The sequence below is a fragment of the Dactylosporangium sp. NPDC006015 genome, assembly GCF_040614215.1.
Classification (GTDB): domain Bacteria; phylum Actinomycetota; class Actinomycetes; order Mycobacteriales; family Micromonosporaceae; genus Dactylosporangium; species Dactylosporangium maewongense.
The window spans coordinates 1-17128 of the sequence record NZ_JBEXUD010000007.1 but is presented as its reverse complement, the minus strand read 5'-3'; the positions used below and the strand labels follow the sequence as shown (position 1 = coordinate 17128).

Annotated in this window: 19 protein-coding genes and 1 pseudogene; 18 read left to right on the top strand and 2 right to left on the bottom strand. The window is 72.4% G+C overall.

The window, feature by feature from the left end; translation table 11 throughout:
- Positions 1 to 13: 13 nt before the first annotated feature.
- The 18 genes from fliG to ABZ321_RS14090 all read left to right on the top strand — a co-directional run bounded on the left by fliG (position 14) and on the right by ABZ321_RS14090 (position 15932).
- Positions 14 to 1024, top strand: coding sequence for a flagellar motor switch protein FliG (gene fliG, locus ABZ321_RS14175; protein WP_344515712.1), 1011 nt, complete (start codon positions 14 to 16; stop codon positions 1022 to 1024).
- Positions 1008 to 1808, top strand: a complete 801-nt coding sequence (locus ABZ321_RS14170; protein WP_354891170.1) for a FliH/SctL family protein — start codon at positions 1008 to 1010, stop codon at positions 1806 to 1808. Before fliG ends, ABZ321_RS14170 begins: the two co-directional genes overlap by 17 nt.
- Positions 1805 to 3121, top strand: coding sequence for a FliI/YscN family ATPase (locus tag ABZ321_RS14165; protein WP_354891169.1), 1317 nt, complete (start codon positions 1805 to 1807; stop codon positions 3119 to 3121). The genes ABZ321_RS14170 and ABZ321_RS14165 overlap by 4 nt, the downstream gene beginning before the upstream one ends.
- Positions 3121 to 3555, top strand: coding sequence for a cell envelope biogenesis protein TolA (locus ABZ321_RS14160; RefSeq protein WP_344515718.1), 435 nt, complete (start codon positions 3121 to 3123; stop codon positions 3553 to 3555). Before ABZ321_RS14165 ends, ABZ321_RS14160 begins: the two co-directional genes overlap by 1 nt.
- An 85-nt stretch (positions 3556 to 3640) precedes the next feature.
- Entirely contained in the window at positions 3641 to 4639 is a 999-nt protein-coding gene (locus tag ABZ321_RS14155; protein ID WP_344515720.1) for a transglycosylase SLT domain-containing protein, read from the top strand.
- Positions 4636 to 7305 carry a flagellar hook-length control protein FliK gene (locus ABZ321_RS14150; protein WP_354891168.1) on the top strand — a complete coding sequence of 890 codons (2670 nt, stop codon included), beginning with the start codon at positions 4636 to 4638 and terminating at the stop codon, positions 7303 to 7305. The genes ABZ321_RS14155 and ABZ321_RS14150 overlap by 4 nt, the downstream gene beginning before the upstream one ends.
- A gap of 228 nt (positions 7306 to 7533) precedes the next feature.
- Positions 7534 to 7959, top strand: a complete 426-nt coding sequence (locus tag ABZ321_RS14145; protein ID WP_344515723.1) for a flagellar hook capping FlgD N-terminal domain-containing protein — start codon at positions 7534 to 7536, stop codon at positions 7957 to 7959.
- Between the two features lie 15 nt (positions 7960 to 7974).
- Positions 7975 to 9198, top strand: a complete 1224-nt coding sequence (locus ABZ321_RS14140) for a flagellar hook protein FlgE (protein ID WP_354891167.1) — start codon at positions 7975 to 7977, stop codon at positions 9196 to 9198.
- A gap of 164 nt (positions 9199 to 9362) precedes the next feature.
- Entirely contained in the window at positions 9363 to 9647 is a 285-nt protein-coding gene (locus ABZ321_RS14135) for a flagellar FlbD family protein (protein ID WP_344515727.1), read from the top strand.
- 3 nt (positions 9648 to 9650) lie between these two features.
- On the top strand, positions 9651 to 10424 hold the full coding sequence (locus ABZ321_RS14130; RefSeq protein WP_344515729.1) for a flagellar motor protein: 774 nt from the start codon (positions 9651 to 9653) through the stop codon (positions 10422 to 10424).
- Positions 10425 to 10509: 85 nt separating this feature from the next.
- Positions 10510 to 11430: a flagellar motor protein MotB gene (locus tag ABZ321_RS14125; RefSeq protein ID WP_354891166.1), complete on the top strand. Its 921-nt coding sequence runs from the start codon at positions 10510 to 10512 to the stop codon at positions 11428 to 11430.
- Between the two features lie 12 nt (positions 11431 to 11442).
- Complete coding sequence (locus tag ABZ321_RS14120) at positions 11443 to 11904, top strand: flagellar basal body-associated FliL family protein (protein WP_344515733.1); 462 nt, start codon at positions 11443 to 11445, stop codon at positions 11902 to 11904.
- 96 nt (positions 11905 to 12000) lie between these two features.
- Entirely contained in the window at positions 12001 to 13026 is a 1026-nt protein-coding gene (locus tag ABZ321_RS14115; RefSeq protein ID WP_344515735.1) for a flagellar motor switch protein FliM, read from the top strand.
- Positions 13023 to 13766: a flagellar motor switch protein FliN gene (gene fliN, locus ABZ321_RS14110; protein WP_344515737.1), complete on the top strand. Its 744-nt coding sequence runs from the start codon at positions 13023 to 13025 to the stop codon at positions 13764 to 13766. Before ABZ321_RS14115 ends, fliN begins: the two co-directional genes overlap by 4 nt.
- A 48-nt stretch (positions 13767 to 13814) precedes the next feature.
- The gene (locus tag ABZ321_RS14105) at positions 13815 to 14114 is read left to right on the top strand and encodes a flagellar biosynthetic protein FliO (protein ID WP_354891165.1); all 300 of its coding nucleotides are present in this window, start codon (positions 13815 to 13817) and stop codon (positions 14112 to 14114) included.
- Positions 14111 to 14875, top strand: a complete 765-nt coding sequence (gene fliP, locus ABZ321_RS14100) for a flagellar type III secretion system pore protein FliP (RefSeq protein WP_344515741.1) — start codon at positions 14111 to 14113, stop codon at positions 14873 to 14875. Before ABZ321_RS14105 ends, fliP begins: the two co-directional genes overlap by 4 nt.
- A 15-nt stretch (positions 14876 to 14890) precedes the next feature.
- Entirely contained in the window at positions 14891 to 15166 is a 276-nt protein-coding gene (gene fliQ, locus ABZ321_RS14095) for a flagellar biosynthesis protein FliQ (protein WP_344515742.1), read from the top strand.
- Positions 15159 to 15932, top strand: coding sequence for a flagellar biosynthetic protein FliR (locus ABZ321_RS14090; protein WP_344515744.1), 774 nt, complete (start codon positions 15159 to 15161; stop codon positions 15930 to 15932). The genes fliQ and ABZ321_RS14090 overlap by 8 nt, the downstream gene beginning before the upstream one ends.
- Positions 15933 to 15964: 32 nt before the next feature.
- Here ABZ321_RS14090 and ABZ321_RS14085 read toward each other — a convergent pair whose 3' ends face one another.
- Complete coding sequence (locus ABZ321_RS14085; protein ID WP_344515746.1) at positions 15965 to 16255, bottom strand: hypothetical protein; 291 nt, start codon at positions 16253 to 16255, stop codon at positions 15965 to 15967.
- Between the two features lie 10 nt (positions 16256 to 16265).
- A pseudogene (locus tag ABZ321_RS14080) lies at positions 16266 to 17128 on the bottom strand (hypothetical protein); the annotation flags it as partial.

Sequence of the window (17128 nt, the reverse complement as noted above, 5' to 3'; positions counted from 1 at the left end):
GGCCGGTTGACCGATGACGACCGGGGAGATGACGGGGCTGCGGAAAGCAGCCATCCTCCTTGTCCAGATGGGCAAGGAGGACGCCGCGAAGATCATGGCGCATCTTCGCGAGGCCGAGGTCGAGGAGCTAACCGCCGAGATCATGCGGCTCGGGCAGGTCGAGGGCGACATCGCCGACGTGGTGCTCGAGGAGTTCCACGACATGGCGACCGGCCACCGGTACGTGGGGCAGGGCGGCCTCGACTTCGCCCGCGACCTGCTGGAGGCGTCACTCGGCCGCGAGCGGGCCGGCGAGATCGTCGGCCGGCTCAACACCGTCTTCATGGACGTGCCGTTCGGCTTCCTCGGCCAGGCCGACCCGCGCCAGCTGCTGTCGTTCCTGCAGGACGAGCACCCGCAGACGATCGCGCTGGTCCTCGCCCACATGACCGCCACCCAGGCGTCGCAGATCCTCGGCGGGCTCGCCCCCGAGCTGCAGGCCGACGTCGCGCACCGCATCGCCGTCATGGACCGCACCTCCCCCGAGATCATCCGCAAGGTGGAGGCGACCCTGGAGCGCAAGATGTCCTCGGTGCTCCAGCCGAGCGACCTGTCCGCGGTCGGCGGCCTCGAACCGCTCGTCGAGATCATCAACCGGACCGACCGGGCCACCGAGCGGCTGATCCTCGAAGGGCTCGCCGGGCGCAACCCGGAGCTGGCGGAGGAGATCCGCTCGAAGATGTTCATGTTCGAGGACATCGTGTCCCTCGACGACCGCTCCATCCAGCTGGTGCTGCGCCAGGTGGAGACCAACGACCTCGCGACCGCGCTCAAGGGCGTCCGCGAGGAGGTCCGCCAGAAGGTCATGAAAAACCTCTCCGAGCGTGCCGCGGAGAACCTCGCCGACGAGATCGAGATGCTCGGCCCGGTCCGCCTGCGCACCGTCGAGGAGTCCCAGGCGAAGATCGTCCAGGCGATCCGCACCCTGGAGGAGTCCGGCCAGATCACGATCCGCCGAGGGGACGACGATGAGTTCGTCGGCTGAGTATCCGCTCGCCTTCCCGCCGCCGGCGAAGAAGCGCGCGGGCACGCCACGCCCGGCGTTCCCGCCGCCGCCCCCGCCGCCACCGACACCCGCGACCCGCGCGTTCCCGCCGCCGGAGACCCCCTCGACCGTCCAGTACGGCGAGAGCGTCCTCACCGACGACCGCGCCGGCGCCGCGCCGCAGGCCCGGTTCGACGTCGACCTCCGGGAGCGCGAGACGTTCCCGCCGGAGCTCGTCGAGCGGGTCCGCGAGGAGGCGGAGGCCGCCGGGTACGCCGCCGGGTGGGCACAGGGCATGCGGGAGGCGAAGACCGGCGCCGAGGCGCAGGCCGCGAGGGTCGCCGCCGAGGCCGTGGCGGCCGCCGAGGGGCACCGCCGCCGCATCGAGTCGGCCCTGCGGGCGATCGACGCCGCCGCCGGCACGCTGGAGCGCCGGGCGGTGCCGGCCGCGCAGGACATCGAGGACCAGATCGTGGCGACTGCGTTCGCGCTCGCCGAGGCGGTCCTCGGCCGGGAGCTGCGGACCGCGACCGAGCCCGGCCGGGAGGCCCTCGCACGGGCGCTCGCACTCGTGCCCGGGACACGTCCGGTGACGGTCAGGCTCAACCCGGCGGACCGGCTGACGATAGGACAGACGGAACTGGTCATGGACGGCCGCACGGTGTCCCTCGTGGACGACCCGGCGCTCGGACCGGGCGACGCCCTCGCACTGTGCGACGCCACGTCGGTCGACGCCCGGCTCGCGCCGGCGCTCGACCGGGTCCGGGAGGTGCTCGAACAGTGACGTCGTCGCTCCAGCAGCGCATCGCCGCCGCCCGCCAGGCCGCCAACCCGCGCGTCAGCGGCCGGGTCACGTCGATCGTCGGCCTGTCGGTCACGGTCGCCGGCGTCGACGGCCGCGTGGGCGACCTCGTGGAGATCGGCGACCCGGGCGGCCTCGGCCCGACGGTCCCCGCGGAGGTCGTCTCCATCGACGGCGACCGGCTCGCTTGTCTGCCGCTCGGCGCGCTCACCGGCGTCGGCACCGGCAGCCCCGTGCGCAGCACCGGCTCGCCGTTGCAGATCGCCGTCGGCCCGCAGCTGCGCGGCCGCATCCTCGACGGGCTCGGCCGCCCGATGGACGGCGGGCCGGCGCTCACCGGCCTGGAGCGGGTCACGGTCGAGCACGACGCGCCCGACGCCCTCGCCCGCGGCCGGGTCCAGGAGCCGCTGTCGCTCGGCGTGCGCGCCCTGGACACGCTCGTGCCGTGCGGGCGCGGGCAGCGCATCGGCATCTTCGCCGGCTCCGGCGTCGGCAAGAGCAGCCTCATGTCCATGATCACCCGCGGTACGGACGCCGAGATCTCCGTGATCGGCCTCGTCGGCGAGCGGGGCCGCGAGGTCCGCGAGTTCATCGAGAACGACCTCGGGCCCGAGGGCCTCGCCCGGTCCGTCGTGGTGATCGCGACCTCCGACCAGCCGCCGCTGGTGCGGCTGCGGGCCGGCTTCGTCGCGACGCGGATCGCCGAGTACTTCCGCGACGGCGGCCAGGACGTGCTGCTGCTGATGGACAGCCTCACCCGCACCGCGATGGCGCAGCGCGAGGTCGGCCTGTCGGCGGGCGAGCCGCCGGCTACCCGCGGCTACCCGCCGAGCGTGTTCGCGCTGCTGCCGCGCCTGCTGGAGCGGGCCGGCCCGGCGCCGGTCGGCTCGATCACCGGCCTGTACACGGTCCTCGTCGAGGGCGACGACCACAACGAGCCGATCGCGGACACCGCCCGGTCGATCCTCGACGGGCACATCACCCTGGACCGGCGGCTCGCCACGTCCGGGCACTTCCCCAGCATCGACGTGCTGGAGTCGGTGTCCCGGGTCGCCAACGCGGTCACCACCCGCGAGCAGCGCGCCGACGCCACCGCCATGCGGCGGATGCTCGCCGCCCACCGCGACGTGCGGGAGCTGGTCGAGATCGGCGCGTACGTGAGCGGCACCAACCCCGACGCCGACCGCGCCCGGGCGCTGTGGCCGCAGATCAACGACTTCCTGCGACAGGACATGGACGACACCACCCCGGCTCCTCGGGCGTGGTCGATGCTGGATGCGCTGGTGAACTCCTGATGGCGAAGAACGGTTTCCGGCTCGGCGCGGTCCTGCGGGCCCGTAAGGCCCAGGAGGACGCGGCGAAGGCGGCCGTCGTCCGGGCCCGTGGCGAGGCCGCCGCGGCGCACGGGGCGGTGCACGCCCGGGAGCGCGACCTCGACGGCCGGCGGGTCCCGGACGGGGCGACGTCGGCGGCGTTCGCCGCGACCCTCATGGCCCGGCAGGCGACGGCGACGGCCCTCGCGGCGGCGATCGGCGCGGCGGAGCTCGCCGACCAGACCGTCCAGGACCGGCTCGACGACCTCACCGACGCGGCCGTGCAGCGCCGCACGATCGAGAAGCTCCAGGAGCGGCACGACCTGACCCGCAAGCGGACGGCGGCCGCGATCGAGGCCAAGGCGGTCGACGACCTCACCACCTCCGCCGCCTTCAACCGCAGGGGTGACGCATGAGCGGGCCGGAGCGCAGCGGAGGGCTGCGAATCAGGGTTGCAGGTTGGAGCTCAGGCCGACGCCGGAGCGCAGCGGAGGCGGCGGCATGACGGTGTACGAGGCGCAGGCGCGTGTCGCGGAGATCCGGACCCGGATCGGGCTCGGCGCGCCCGCCGCGGCCGGCAGCGGGGAGGCGTTCGCGGCGACCCTGAAGTCCACATTGGACAGCACCTCCGCGGTCACCGGCGGGGACGTCGTGGACGCGGCGAAGCGGTACCTCGGCACGCCGTACGTCTTCGGCGGCACCAGGCCGGAGAGCGGCCTGGACTGCTCCGGCCTCGTCCAGCGGGTCTACGCCGACCTCGGCGTCACGCTCCCCCGGGTGGCGAAGGACCAGGCGCGCCAGGGCACCGCGGTGGCCGACCTGGCCCACGCCCGCCCCGGCGACCTGCTCGCCTTCGGCAGCCCCGTCGACCACATCGCCATCTACCTCGGGAACAACCGCATGATCGCCGCGCCGCACGCCGGCGACGTGGTGAAGGTCCAGGACGTGTACGAGACGCCCACCGCCATCCGCCGGATCGTGAACACCTCGCTGGACCCGGCGTGGTCCTCCGCGCTGTCCGGCGCGACGGGCGCCGGCTCGCGCTCCGCGACGGCAATGGCACTGCGGCCCGCCGCCCTCACCGGGGCGACGGTGGCGACGCCGGCGGAGGTGCCCTATGCGGAGCTCTTCCAGCAGGCCGGCGCGAAGTACGGCCTCGAGCCCGCCCTCCTGGCCGCCGTGGCGAAGGTCGAGTCCGGCTACGACCCGGCCGCCGTCAGCGGCGCCGGCGCGCAGGGCCTCATGCAGCTGATGCCGGCCACCGCCCGCGGCCTCGGCGTCGACGCCCTCGACCCGGCGCAGGCGGTCGACGGCGCCGCCCGGATGCTGTCGTCGAACCTCGAACGCTTCGGCTCGATCGACCTCGCCCTCGCCGCCTACAACGCGGGCGGCGGCGCGGTCAGCCGCTACGGGGGCATCCCGCCGTTCGCGCAGACCCAGGCCTACGTCCCCAAGGTCAAGGCGGCCATGGAACAGCTCGCGGGAAGGGGTTTCGCATGACCGCACCACTGGACGTCACCCGGCTGGCCGCCGCCACCCGCGCCGCCGACCAGCCTGCCGCCGCCGGCCCCTCGGACGCGTTCGCAGCGGCCCTGGCGGCCGCCACCCACGGCCGCGCCTCCCGGGGCGCACCGACCCAGGGCGCCCGCGACCGCCGCCTCGATCAGCGCTTCGAGCAGCGCCCTGAACAGCGCCCCGAGCAACGCCCCGTGCGGCGCCCGGATCAGGACCGCGACCGGGACAGGACGGACAGGACGGACAGGACGCAGGACCGGCGCTTCCCGGTGCGGGACCGCCGGGCCGACGACCGCCGCCGCGCTGCCGAGGCCGACGCCCTCGCCTCCACCGCGGCCGCCCAGCAGCACCGGGAGCCCGTGATGCGGCGCCCCTCCTCCGAGCGGCCCCAGGAGCCCCGCGATGCCGCCGCCGCTCCGGTACGGCAAGCGCCCCGCCCGGCGGACCCCACGCCCGGCGCTTCGCGGCCCCTCGCGCACGCCCCCGGCCACCCGGCCACCGAAGCGCGTCCCGGCTCGGCCGGCGAGGCGGGCATGCGGCGCCCTCTGGAGGCCATGCTGAGGGCCGCCGCCGCCGAGACCGGCCCGACGGTCGTGACCGTCCCGCTCGTCGCCGCCGAGCCAGGACCCCATCCGGCGCTTCCCGCCACCCTCCAGCCGGCCGGGCACCAGCTCGACGCCCGGGCCGTGCCCCAGGCCGGGGCAGCGCCGCAGGCACAGGACCCGGCGCAGACTGCGGCCCAGGCCCAGCTCGGTCCGCGGCCAGGCGCCCCCACCGGGACCGAGATCGGTGCGGCGACCGGTGCGCAATCTGAGGGGCAGGCCGGGTCCCGGACCGCGGCTCACTTCGGGGCACAGCTCACGGCACAGCTTTCGACGCAGGCCGACGTCCAGGTCGCGGCGCAGGCTGGGACACAGCTCGCGGCGCAAGCTGGGGTACAGACCGCGGCGCAAGCTGGGGTACAGACCGCGGCGCAGGCCGGGGCACAGCTCTCAGCTCAGGCCGGAGCGCAGCTCGCGGCGCAGGCCGGAACGCAGGCCGGGGCACAGCTCTCAGCGCGGGCTGAAGCGCAGCTCGCGGCACAGGCCGGAACTCAGGCCACCGGGCAGGATGCGGCACGGACCGGGGCACAGGCAGCCGGGCAGGACGCGGCATGGACCGGGGCACAGGCAGCCGGGCAGGACGCGGCATGGACCGGGGCACAGGCAGCCGGGCAGGACGCGGCTCGGATCGGGGCGCAGCTCGCGGCGCGCGCCGGGGCGCAGGCTGCCGCCGGACAGGACGCGGCGCTGACCGGGGCGCAGGCCGCCGCGCAGGCGCTGCCCGACCCGGCGGCGCGACTCGCCACACCGCCGCAGGTGCCGGCCGATCCCCGAGCCGCGCGGCCGGCCGGCGAAGGGCAGGACCTGACCGCCTGGACCGGCAACCCGCTTCCCGGTGCCGGCCTGACCGCCACCGCGGCGACCACTCCGGTGGCGGCGCCCGTCGTGGCCGCGTCCGGCGCCACGCAGGCGCTCGGCTCCGGGGCAGCATCCGCCACCGTCCCGGCCGCCCCCGCGCAGGGCCTGCTCGCCCAGGCGGCGGCGCTGCTGACGGAGCAGGAGGCGGCACCGGCGGCCGACCCGGCCCAGCTCCCCCGGGCGCCGCGGACCACCGACCCGGCGACCGCCCAGCTCACCGGCGATGCCGCCCTGACGGCGCAGGCAGCGCCGCCCGTGGCGACGCCGGCCACCACACCGCTCGACCCGCAGCACCAGACCCAGCCCACCACGGCCCAGCCCACCACGGCCCAGCCCACCACCGCCGCCCAGTCCGCGCCCCAGTCAGCCGCTCAGTTCGCGGCCCAGTCAGCCGCCGCCCAGTCAGCCGCTCAGGCCGCGGCACGGTCCGCCGCCGAGGCCGGCGGCGCAGCGAGCCCGCAGGGGCTCCCCCAGTCCGTGCCCACGGCCGCCATCGCCGCCACCGACGCGGTGCCGGCCGGGGCGCGTGGCGGGGCGGTCGACGGCGGTCAGCAGGCGGCGCAGCTCGCGGCGCAGCAGGCGGCACAGGGAGCCGCACAGGGCGCGCTCGCCGGCGACGCGCAGGGCCGGGGCGGCCAGAGCGGGACACCCGGCGGCAACGGTCACGCGCGGCACCCCGCGCGGATCGAGGACGGTGCCGGCGGAGGGCAGGCGGTGGCCGTACAGCTGCCGCAGCCGCCGATGATGCAGGCCGTCGCGGCAACTCCCTCGCCCGCGCAGGCACCGCCGCCAGCACCGGTGGCGACGCAGGTCGCGATGGTGCTGACGCCGCTGCGGAAGGGGCCCGACGGGGTGCACCGGATGACGATCCAGCTCAGCCCCGGGGACCTGGGGCAGGTCAGCATCGTCGCCGAGGTGCGGGACGGGACGATCGCCGTGCAGCTGGCGGCGGGCAGTGACGCGGCGCGGGCCGCGCTGCAGGCGGCGCTGCCGGACCTGCGGCAGGACCTGCGGGACGCGGGATTCGGGCAGTGCTCGCTGGATCTGCACCAGGACGCTGACCGGCCCGGCAACCAGTCGCAACAGTTCTCAGGTTGGCAGTCGCAGGGTCGATCTCATCAGCAGGCACCCGAGTCGCGGGCGACCGAACCGGTCCTCGACCCGGACGCCCTGGTCGACGTGCGCATCTAGGTAGGGGGTTTCGCCATCACCACCCCGATCACGCCGGTCTCTGGCCCTGTCACCGGCCCTGCCAGTGGCCCCGCCCGCGCCCCTGTCAGCGCCCCTGCCAGCGGTCCTGTCAGTGGTCCTGCCAGTGGCCCCAACAGTGGCGCTGCCAGCGGTCCTGTCAGTGGTCCTGTCAGTGGCAACGTCGGCGACTACGTCCCGAAGCCGGTCCCCGGCAACGTCAGCGACTACGTGCCGAAGACGAACGCGCCCGGCGACGTCGCGAAGACGGACGGCACGAAGCAGGAAGCACCCGCGAAGCCCGGCGGCGACCTGGGCAAGGACGCGTTCCTGAAGCTGCTCGTCGCGCAGCTGAAGTACCAGGACCCGATGAAGCCGATGGACAACTCGGAGTTCCTGGCGCAGACGGCGCAGTTCACCACGGTCGAGAAGCTGACCGATCTGGCGACGGCGCAGCAGAGCCTGCTCACCGCGCAGCTGCAGCTCGGCGCGAGCAACCTGATCGGCAAGACCGTCGCGTACACCGACAAGGACGGCAAGGAGCAGTCCGGTGTGGTGACCGCGGCGACGTTCTCGGGCACCAGCCCCACCCTGCGGGTCGGCGACACGGATGTCGCGCTCACTGCGGTCAAGGAAGTCCGCAACCCGGCATCCTGAAAGGACCCCTCCCCTATGCTCCGCTCACTCTTCTCCGGCATCAGCGGTCTGCGGGCCCACCAGCAGATGATGGATGTCACCAGCAACAACATCGCCAACGTCAACACCGTGGGGTTCAAGTCGTCGCAGGTGGTGTTCCAGGACACGCTGAGCCAGATGATGCGGGCCGCGGGCGCGCCGCAGCAGGGGCAGGGCGGCACGAACCCCGCCCAGGTCGGCCTGGGCGTACGGCTCGGCGCGATCAACACGAGCTTCATCCAGGGCTCGGCGCAGACGACGGGCCGCGCCACCGACGTGATGATCTCCGGCGACGGGTTCTTCGTCGTCAACTCCGTCGACGAGATGCTCTACACGCGGGCCGGTGCGTTCAACTTCGACGCCGAGGGCAAGCTGGTCACGCCGACCGGCGCCGCGGTGCAGGGCTGGCCGGCGGTGAACGGCACGGTCAACACGAACGCGCCGATCGGCGACATCCGGCTGCCGATGGGCACACTGATCGCACCGAACGCCACCCGCAACATGGTCATCGCCGGTAACCTGCCGGCCGACGCGCCGCTGAACACCACGATCCCGCGGTCGATCAAGACGTACGACGTGCAGGGCAACGTGGTGACGCTGACGTCGACGTTCACGCTGACGGCCGGCGGGTGGGAGGTCAGCGTCAGCGACGGCACCACGCCGTCGTCACCGGCGAGCCTGACGTTCCTGCCGAACGGGCAGGTCAGCGGGCCCACGTACACCGACTCGAACGGCAACACGAAGATCGGCCTGCTGTACGACCCGGACAGCGACGGCAACGGCGTCGAGGTGGACCTGGCGGGCCTGACGGAGTACACGGGCAGCACGACGGTGAGCCCGCTGAGCCAGAACGGTTCGCCGGCCGCGACGCTGCAGTCCTTCAGCATCAACCCCGACGGTCAGCTCGTCGGCGTGTTCTCCAACGGCAACAAGCAGACGGTGGCGCAGCTCGCGCTCGCCAACTTCAACAACCCGCCCGGTCTGGAGAAGGTCGGCGACTCGCTGTACCGCTTCACGGTGAACTCGGGCCTGGCGCAGGTCGGCGTCGCCGGGACGGCGGGTCTCGGCACGTTGCAGAGCGGTGCGACGGAGATGTCCAACGTCGACCTGGCGCAGGAGTTCACGAACCTGATCGTGGCCCAGCGCGGCTTCCAGGCGAACTCGAAGGTGATCAGCACGTCGGACGAGGTGCTGCAGGAGCTGGTGAACCTGAAGCGGTAAGGGATTCCATCGGACAAAAGGCCCACCCTTCGGGGTGGGCCTTTTGCGTAGCACCTCCACGGCAACCGTCAACTCCTCACCTGTCGGCCGATCGGTCCGATGTGAACTCCGAAGGCACCACGGAGGGGGCCTCGCCCACTACCACCAAGGACGGGAGCGCGTCGATGATCCTGCTGACCCGACTCAACGGCCCGGTGTTCGCCCTCAACCCCGACCTGGTCGAGCGGGCCGACTGCACCCCCGACACCGTCGTGACCCTGGTCGACGGCACCAAGTACCTGATCGCCGAGTCACTGCCGGAGCTGGTGGCGCTGATCCGCCAGTACCGGGCGCAGGTGGTCGTGGACGCGCAGCAGCTCGTGGGGCAGACGTCGGCGGAGCGCGCCGACGAGGCCCGGGAGCGCGCCAAGGAGACCAACGTCGTCCATCTCCACCGTCGGGAGCGCTGACACATGGATCCGGCAACCATCATCGGGGTCGTGCTCGCCTTCATCGCGATCTTCGTCTCGATGATCCTCGAAGGCGGCAGCCCCGGCTCCATCTTCCTGTTGCCTCCGCTGATCCTGGTCTTCTTCGGCACGCTCGGCGCGGCCATGGCCGGCGGCATGCTGAAGGACACGATCGCGCTCGGCGACTCGTTCAAGCGGGTGCTGCTGGGCAGCGTGCAGCCGGCCGACGCGCTGGTCGACGACATCGTCAAGCTCGCCGAGAAGGCCCGGCGCGAGGGGCTCCTCGCGCTGGAGGACGCGATGAAGGAGGTGCAGGATCCGTTCCTCAAGAAGGGCCTGCAGCTCGCCATCGACGGCACCGACTCGGAGGAGCTCGCGACGATCCTCGAGGCCGAGGTGGACGCGAAACGCAAGGCCGACAAGCAGGCCGCGACGATCTTCACGGGCATGGGCGGGTACGCCCCGACGATCGGCATCATCGGCACGGTCATCGGCCTGATCCACGTACTGGAGAACCTGAGCCAGCCGGACAAGCTCGGCCACCTCATCGCCGGCGCCTTCGTGGCGACGCTCTGGGGAGTTCTCTCAGCAAACGTCATGTGGCTGCCGATGGGAGCCAAGTTGAAACGGCTGTCCGAGCTCGAATGCGCACAGATGGAGCTCGTGATCGCCGGCATCATCAACATCCAGGCCGGGGCCAACCCCCGCCTGGTCGCACAGAAGCTCCGAAGCCTGCTGCCGCCGGGCAGCGTCACTGAGAAGAAGGAGGCCGCCTGATGAGCGGACAGCGAAGCGGCTCGGTCCGCTCATCATGTGACAGGTTTGGCTCAGGCCGACGCCGGAGCGCAGCGGAGGTGGCGGCATGAGCGGAGGTGGGCACGCTGCCAAGGGCGGCACCAAGGGCGCGCACGCGAAGGGCCACGGCAAGAAGCACGGCGCGCACGAGGAGGAGCACGAGAACCACGAGCGCTGGCTGGTCAGCTACGCCGACATGATGACGCTGCTGATGGTGCTCTTCATCGTGCTGTTCGCGATCAGCCAGGTCGACCAGAAGAAGTTCGCGGAGCTCAAGAACGGTCTCGCGGTCGGCTTCGGCTCCCCCTCGGTGGCGTTCGACGGCGGCGAGTCCAACCTCATGGAGTCCTCCGACAGCGACTCCCCGATGGACCTGTCCTCGGGCATCGGCGGCACCACCAGCGACGCGACGGCGATCCAGGAGGCCGTGGCGGCGAAGGAGCGGGCGACGGCGTCGGCGAAGCAGAAGGCCGCGCAGCAGGAGGTCGAGAACTTCGAGAAGATCAAGGACCAGATCGAGAAGAACCTCGAGAAGCAGGGCCTGCAGGACTCGGTGAAGTTCACCATCGACGAGCGCGGCCTGGTCGTCACCGTCGTCACCAGCGCGATCGTGTTCGACGGCGGCGAGGCGCAGCTGCTGTCCGCCGGCCGGGAGATCATGGCCGGGATCGGCCCGGCGATCGCCGGCCTGCCCAACAAGATCGAGGTCGACGGGCACACCAACCAGCTCGCCGCCACGACCGGCAGCTACCCCAGCGGCTGGGAGCTGTCCACGGCCCGCGCCTCGACGGTGGTGCGCTTCCTGCACAGCAACGCCGGCATCCCGGAGACCCGCCTGATGGCGTCCGGCTACGCCGACACGAAGCCGCTGTACGCGGCGGACGACCCGCGAGCGGCGTCGCTCAACCGGCGGGTGGAGATCATCGTCCTGTCCTCCCTTCCGGCCGACACCCGGGCGCTGCTGCCCTCGGCCACCCCGACCTCGTAAGGAGCGGCCTGGATGGCGAAGGACGAGAAGGCGGCTCAGGCGGAGACCGAAGAGGCGCCGAAGAAGAGCAGGAAGAAGCTCATCATGATCATCGCGATCGTGGTGGTGCTGCTGGGCGGCGGGGCGGGCGGCTACTTCATGTTCAAGCCGTCCTCCGCGACCGCGGCGCCCGAGCCCGAGCCGGGCGCGGTGGTGCCGCTGGACCCGGTCACGATCAACCTGGCCGACGGGCACTTCCTGAAGCTCAGGCTGTCGCTGCAGGCGACCGCGGACGCGGCCGAGGCCCCGGACGGCAGCAAGGCGCTGGACATCGCGATCGAGCTGTACAGCAACCGGCCGATGGCGGAGCTCATGTCCAACACCGAGCGGGAGCGCTCGAAGGCGGAGCTCCGGGAGAAGATCGAGAAGGCGTACACGGTGGACAAGACGAAAGAGATCATGGACGTGTACTTCACGTCGTTCGTGATCCAGTAGGCCCGAACCGGCGGATCTGGGGGTTTCAAGGAAACCTCTAGGTCCGTTTCGGCCGTTTTACGTCAAGCTGCACCCAAAAAGACCGATGGTAAGAGAGTGACGCAGTCAACGTCGGCGACCGGGAGCGGCCGCACGCCCGGCAAGATGAGCCGGCGTGGCGGCAAGAGCTCCGGTCCTGAGCCGTATGACTTCCGGCGTCCGACCAAACTGTCCCGCGAACACATCCGAACCCTGCAGATCTCCTACGAGACCTTCGCCCGCCAGTACGCCACGCTGCTGACCACCAGCCTCCGGGCGGTGTCGCAGGTCAGCCTGATCTCCATCGAACAGCTGACCTACGACGAGTACATCAGCGGCCTGTCCAGTCCGACCGTCGTCGCCATGTTCAGCATCGACCCATTACCCGGCACTGCCATCCTGGAGTTCTCCCTGAGCACCGCCATGGCCTGCATCGACCACATGCTCGGCGGCCCGGGCGGCCCGCAGCCCCAGCGCCCGCTGAGCGACATCGAGATGCCGTTGCTGCACGGCCTCATCGAGCGGACGCTCGGCGAGCTGCGCTACGCCTTCGAGGGCATCGTGGCGTTACGGCCGGAGATGACGACGATCGAGTACAACCCCCAGTTCGCCCAGGCGGGCGCGACGTCCGACGCCGTGATCGTGGCGTCCTTCGAGATGCGGGTCGGCAGCGAGGAGTGCGTCGCCAGCATCTGCCTGCCGTTCGGCTCGATCTTCCCGAAGCTGCAGGGCGAGCAGGGCAGCGCGGTGCTCACCGAGGCACAGCGGGCGGCCCGTGAGATCGCCTACCGCAACGTGGTCGCCGGCCTGGAGGGCGCGCCGATCGAGGTCGCGGTGCGCTTCCAGCCGGTCCGCATGCACCCCGCCGACCTGATCGGGCTGCGGCCGGGCGACGTCGTGCCGCTCGCCCACACCACCTCGACGCCCCTGGCGGTGACCACGGCGGACATCACGTTCGCCTACGCCGTCCCGGGCGCGCAGGGCAACCGTCTGGCCTGTCTCGTGGTGCCGAGCCCGCAGCCAGGTCAACGACCGACACACCGGCCCGCAGGACAGCCGGCCGGACAGCTCGGCCAGAACCGCGCTGAGGAGAACCGCCGATGACCATCGCCACCAACGAGGCACTGCTGGCCCGCGCCGAGGCGGCCGCACAGGCCGCCGTGGCGCTGCTGCCCGCCAGCTCCCCGCTCTCCGTCGGTGCGCCCACGCAGAACGTCGACGAGCTCGCGATCGACGGCCAGGCCGTCCGCGCCCGGTTCGCCGGCACCGCGCAGGGCGAGGTCGCCATCGTCGTCACCCAGGACCTCGTCGAGGCCCTCGCGAACTCCCCCATGGGCGCCCTGGACCTGAGCCAGGCCGTCCGGCCCGCCCTGGAGGCCGCGGCGACCACCGTCGGGCCGGTCGTCGTCGACCCGGGCGAGGTGCTCCAGCCGGCCGGCGCCATGGGGCAGGTCGTCGCCGCGGGCGGCGTCCTGGTGCCGCTCACCACCGACGAGGGTGCCGTCCACGCCGTCGTCGCGCTGGCCGTGGCGGTCGAGGTGACCTCCGGCGGGGGCGCCGGCGACTTCCGCGACGACCGCGACGACCGCGGCCGGCCGCCGGCCTTCGACCTGCTGCACGACGTCGAGATGGAGGTCACCGCCGAGCTCGGGCGGACCCGGATGAGCGTGCGGGAGCTGCTGTCGCTCGCCCCCGGCGCGGTGATCGAGCTGGACCGGGCCGCCGGCGGCCCCGCCGACCTGCTCGTCAACGGGCGGCTCATCGCCCGCGGCGAGGTGGTCGTGATCGACGAGAACTTCGGCATCCGGATCACCGAGATCGTCGGCCCTTCGGACCGGGCCTAGTCGCTGATGTTCGAACTGGCTTTGCGCGTCCTGTGCTCACTCACCGTAGTGTTCGTCCTACTGTGGGCGTTGGCGCGGCTGGCCCGGCGCGGGGTCGGCGGCGGCCACGGCGCGGGGCTGGTCACCGTGCTCGCCCGCCAGCAGCTCAGCCGGGGCTCGTCGGTCGCGGTCGTGAAGGTCGCCGACCGGGCCCTCGTGCTCGGCGTCAGCGACGCGGGGGTGTCGCTGCTGGCCGACGCGGACGCCGCGGTGTTCTCCGCCGGCGCGCCGGAGGATCCGCGCCCGTCCCCCCTGGCCGGCTCGCTGCTCTCGGCGGAGGCCTGGCGGTTCCTGAGGGGCAGGCGATGAGGCTCCTGCTGGCTCTTGCCGCCTTCGGTACGGCGCTGCTCCTGCCCGCCGCCGCCCACGCCGCACCGACGCCGAAGCCACCGGTGTCGCCGACCCCACCCGACGGCACGGTCAACATCGACGTCGGCGGCGTCCAGCCCAGCCAGTCGATCACCATCATCATCCTGCTGACGCTGCTGTCGATCGCGCCGTCGCTGCTGCTGATGACGACCAGCTTCACGAAGGTCTTCGTGGTCCTGTCGATCACCCGCAACGCGCTCGGCCTCAGCAACGTGCCGCCCAACCAGGTCATCGCCGGCCTGGCGCTGTTCGTCAGCCTCTTCATCATGTCGCCGGTCGTCTCCGAGGTGAACGACGTCGGGCTCCAGCCCTATCTGAAGGGAGAGAAGACCCAGGCGGTGGCCTTCAAGGACGGGATGCAGCCGCTCGAGGCGTTCATGCTGAAGCAGACCCGCAAGGACGAGATCGCGCTCTTCACGAAGATCGCCGACCGGCCGCTGCCGAAGAACAAGGACGACGTGCCGCTGTCGACGCTGATCCCCGCGTTCGTCCTGTCCGAGCTGCGGGCCGCGTTCATCATCGGCTTCGTCATCTACATCCCGTTCCTGGTCATCGACATGGTCGTCTCGGCGGCCCTCATGTCGCTGGGCATGATGATGCTGCCGCCCGTCACCATCGCGCTGCCGTTCAAGCTCCTGCTGTTCGTCCTGGTCAACGGGTGGGGGCTGATCCTCACCGCCCTCGTGGCCAGCTACCACTGACGAGGTGTACCCCGCATGACCGACACCAAGATCCTCGAGCTCAGCCTGGAGGCCATGACGATCGCCGCGAAGCTCGGCGCGCCGATCCTGCTCACGGCGCTCGTCGTCGGCTTCGCCATCTCGCTCTTCCAGTCCGTGACCCAGATCCAGGAGTCGACGCTCTCCTTCGTCCCGAAGGCGGCCGCCATCGGGCTGGCGCTGCTCTTCGCCGGCAACTGGATGCTGCACGAGATGGTCACCTACACCGAGCAGCTCTACGCCCAGATCCCGGACCTGATCAAGGGTGCCTGAGTCCTACACCGTGCCGCTGAGCACGGTCCTGGCGATCCTGCTCGGCTCGATCCGGGCGGGCGTGTGGCTCGCCCTGTGCCCCCCCTTCAACAACCGCGGCGCGCCCGCCGCCGTGAAGGCCCTGCTGTCGGTGGCGATCGCCCTGCCCATCGCCCCGCGCCTCGCCCCGCAGATCCCGCCGGGCATGTCCACCGGCGTGCTCATCCTCAACGCCGTCGAGCAGGCCGTCATCGGCGCGGCGCTCGCCTTCATCACCGCGCTGCTCTTCGCCGCGGTCCAGATCGCCGGCAACATGATCGACCTCGTCGGCGGCTTCAGCCTGGCGTTCTCGATGGACCCCTTCATGCTCCAGGGCAACGCCGTCTTCGGCCGCTTCTACAACCTCATCGGCATGGCGCTCATGTTCGCCACCGACTCGCACCAGCTGATCCTGCGCGGCTTCGCCCGCTCCTACACCGCGATCCCGCTCAACGACGCCTTCTCCCTGGAGACCTTCGCCGGCATCATCAAGGACGGCTTCGGCGAGATGTTCCTGGCGGGCCTGCAGATCGCGGCCCCCCTGGTCGCGATCATGCTCGCCGTGGACGTCGCCCTGGGCCTGCTGACCCGCGCCGCCCCCGCCCTCAACCCGTTCTCCTTCGGCTTCCCGGCGAAGGTCCTGCTCACCCTGGTCATCGTCGGCACCGCGATGATGCTCCTGCCGAACGCGATCGCCAACCTGACCGACCGCTCCGTGACCCTGGTCCTGAAGCTCCTGGCCGCCTGACCGCGGCGCGGGGCGTCAGCGTTGCGGGTGGGTCAGGGGTTGTCCTCGGCGCGGCGCTGGGGGAAGGGCTCGCCGGCCACGGCCTCGGCGCGCAGCGGCTCATCGCCGGTGGCGGCGTCCGGGGACGGCTCGCGCTTCTTGTCGGGCTTGCCGTAGCTGTGGGTCACCATCCGGAAGACGGCGAGCATCACCGCGGCCACCGGCACGGCGATGAGCAGGCGGAGCAGCCCGGTCTGCAGGTCGAGGTGGTGGGTGACGAACGTGGCGTAGAGGGCGGGCGACGCGATCACCACGGCGAGGAACAGCGTGGAGAAGCGTGCCATCCCCAGCACGTCAGCCGCCCACCAGGCTCAGGCGCTCGCAGAGCATCGCGGCCCACTGGAACGGTGTCGAGGGCCGGCCGTCCAGGAGGGCGACGGGCACCCGCAGCGACAGCGGGCTGGCCGGGTCGCCGCTGGACATCGTGCCGCGCAGGCAGATGGCGTCGACGCGGCGCAGGCCCTGCAGGTGGTGGGCGACGTCGGAGGTCTTGCGGCTGGCGTCGACGACGACCCAGACCGCGACGGGGCGGACCGCCTCGACGATCGCGGCGGCCCAGGCGGACTCGTCCAGGGCGGCCTCGACGGCGACGACGCTGGGCGCGTCGGACTTGCGCAGCTTCTTGGCCCAGAGGCGCGCGTCGTGGGCGCCGGTGATGCGGCGCTTGGCGTCGATGCCCGCGGCAGCGGCGTTGCGGCCGGCGAAGAGGATGTGGTCGCTGTCGAGCCGCTGGGTCTCCGCGACCCACCGGGCGACCTCGACCGCGTGCGTCGACTCGCCGACGACGATGAGCGTCTCCCCCGGTCCGTCGGGCGCGGGCTCGGCGACGGGCAGCGCCGCGAAGGCGTCGACCACGGCGCTGTAGGTGTCGGCGGCGTTGGCCCGGAACGCGATGTCCGACGGCACGCCCAGCGACTGCAGCCGGCGGCCCAGCGCGGTCTGCCGCTCGGACTTCTCCGCGGCGGTCCGGTCGCCGCTGGCGCGTTCGGCCGCGGCGGCCCGCTCGGCGGCGGCCGCCTCCGAACGCGCCGCGCGCTCGGCGGCGGCGGCGGCCGTGCGCTCCGCGGCGGAGCTGCCGGGGCGGACCGAGAGGATGCCGTGCTCCTGGCTGGCGTCGGTCATCAGCAGGTCGTCATACAGGGTGCCGTCGAGGTCGG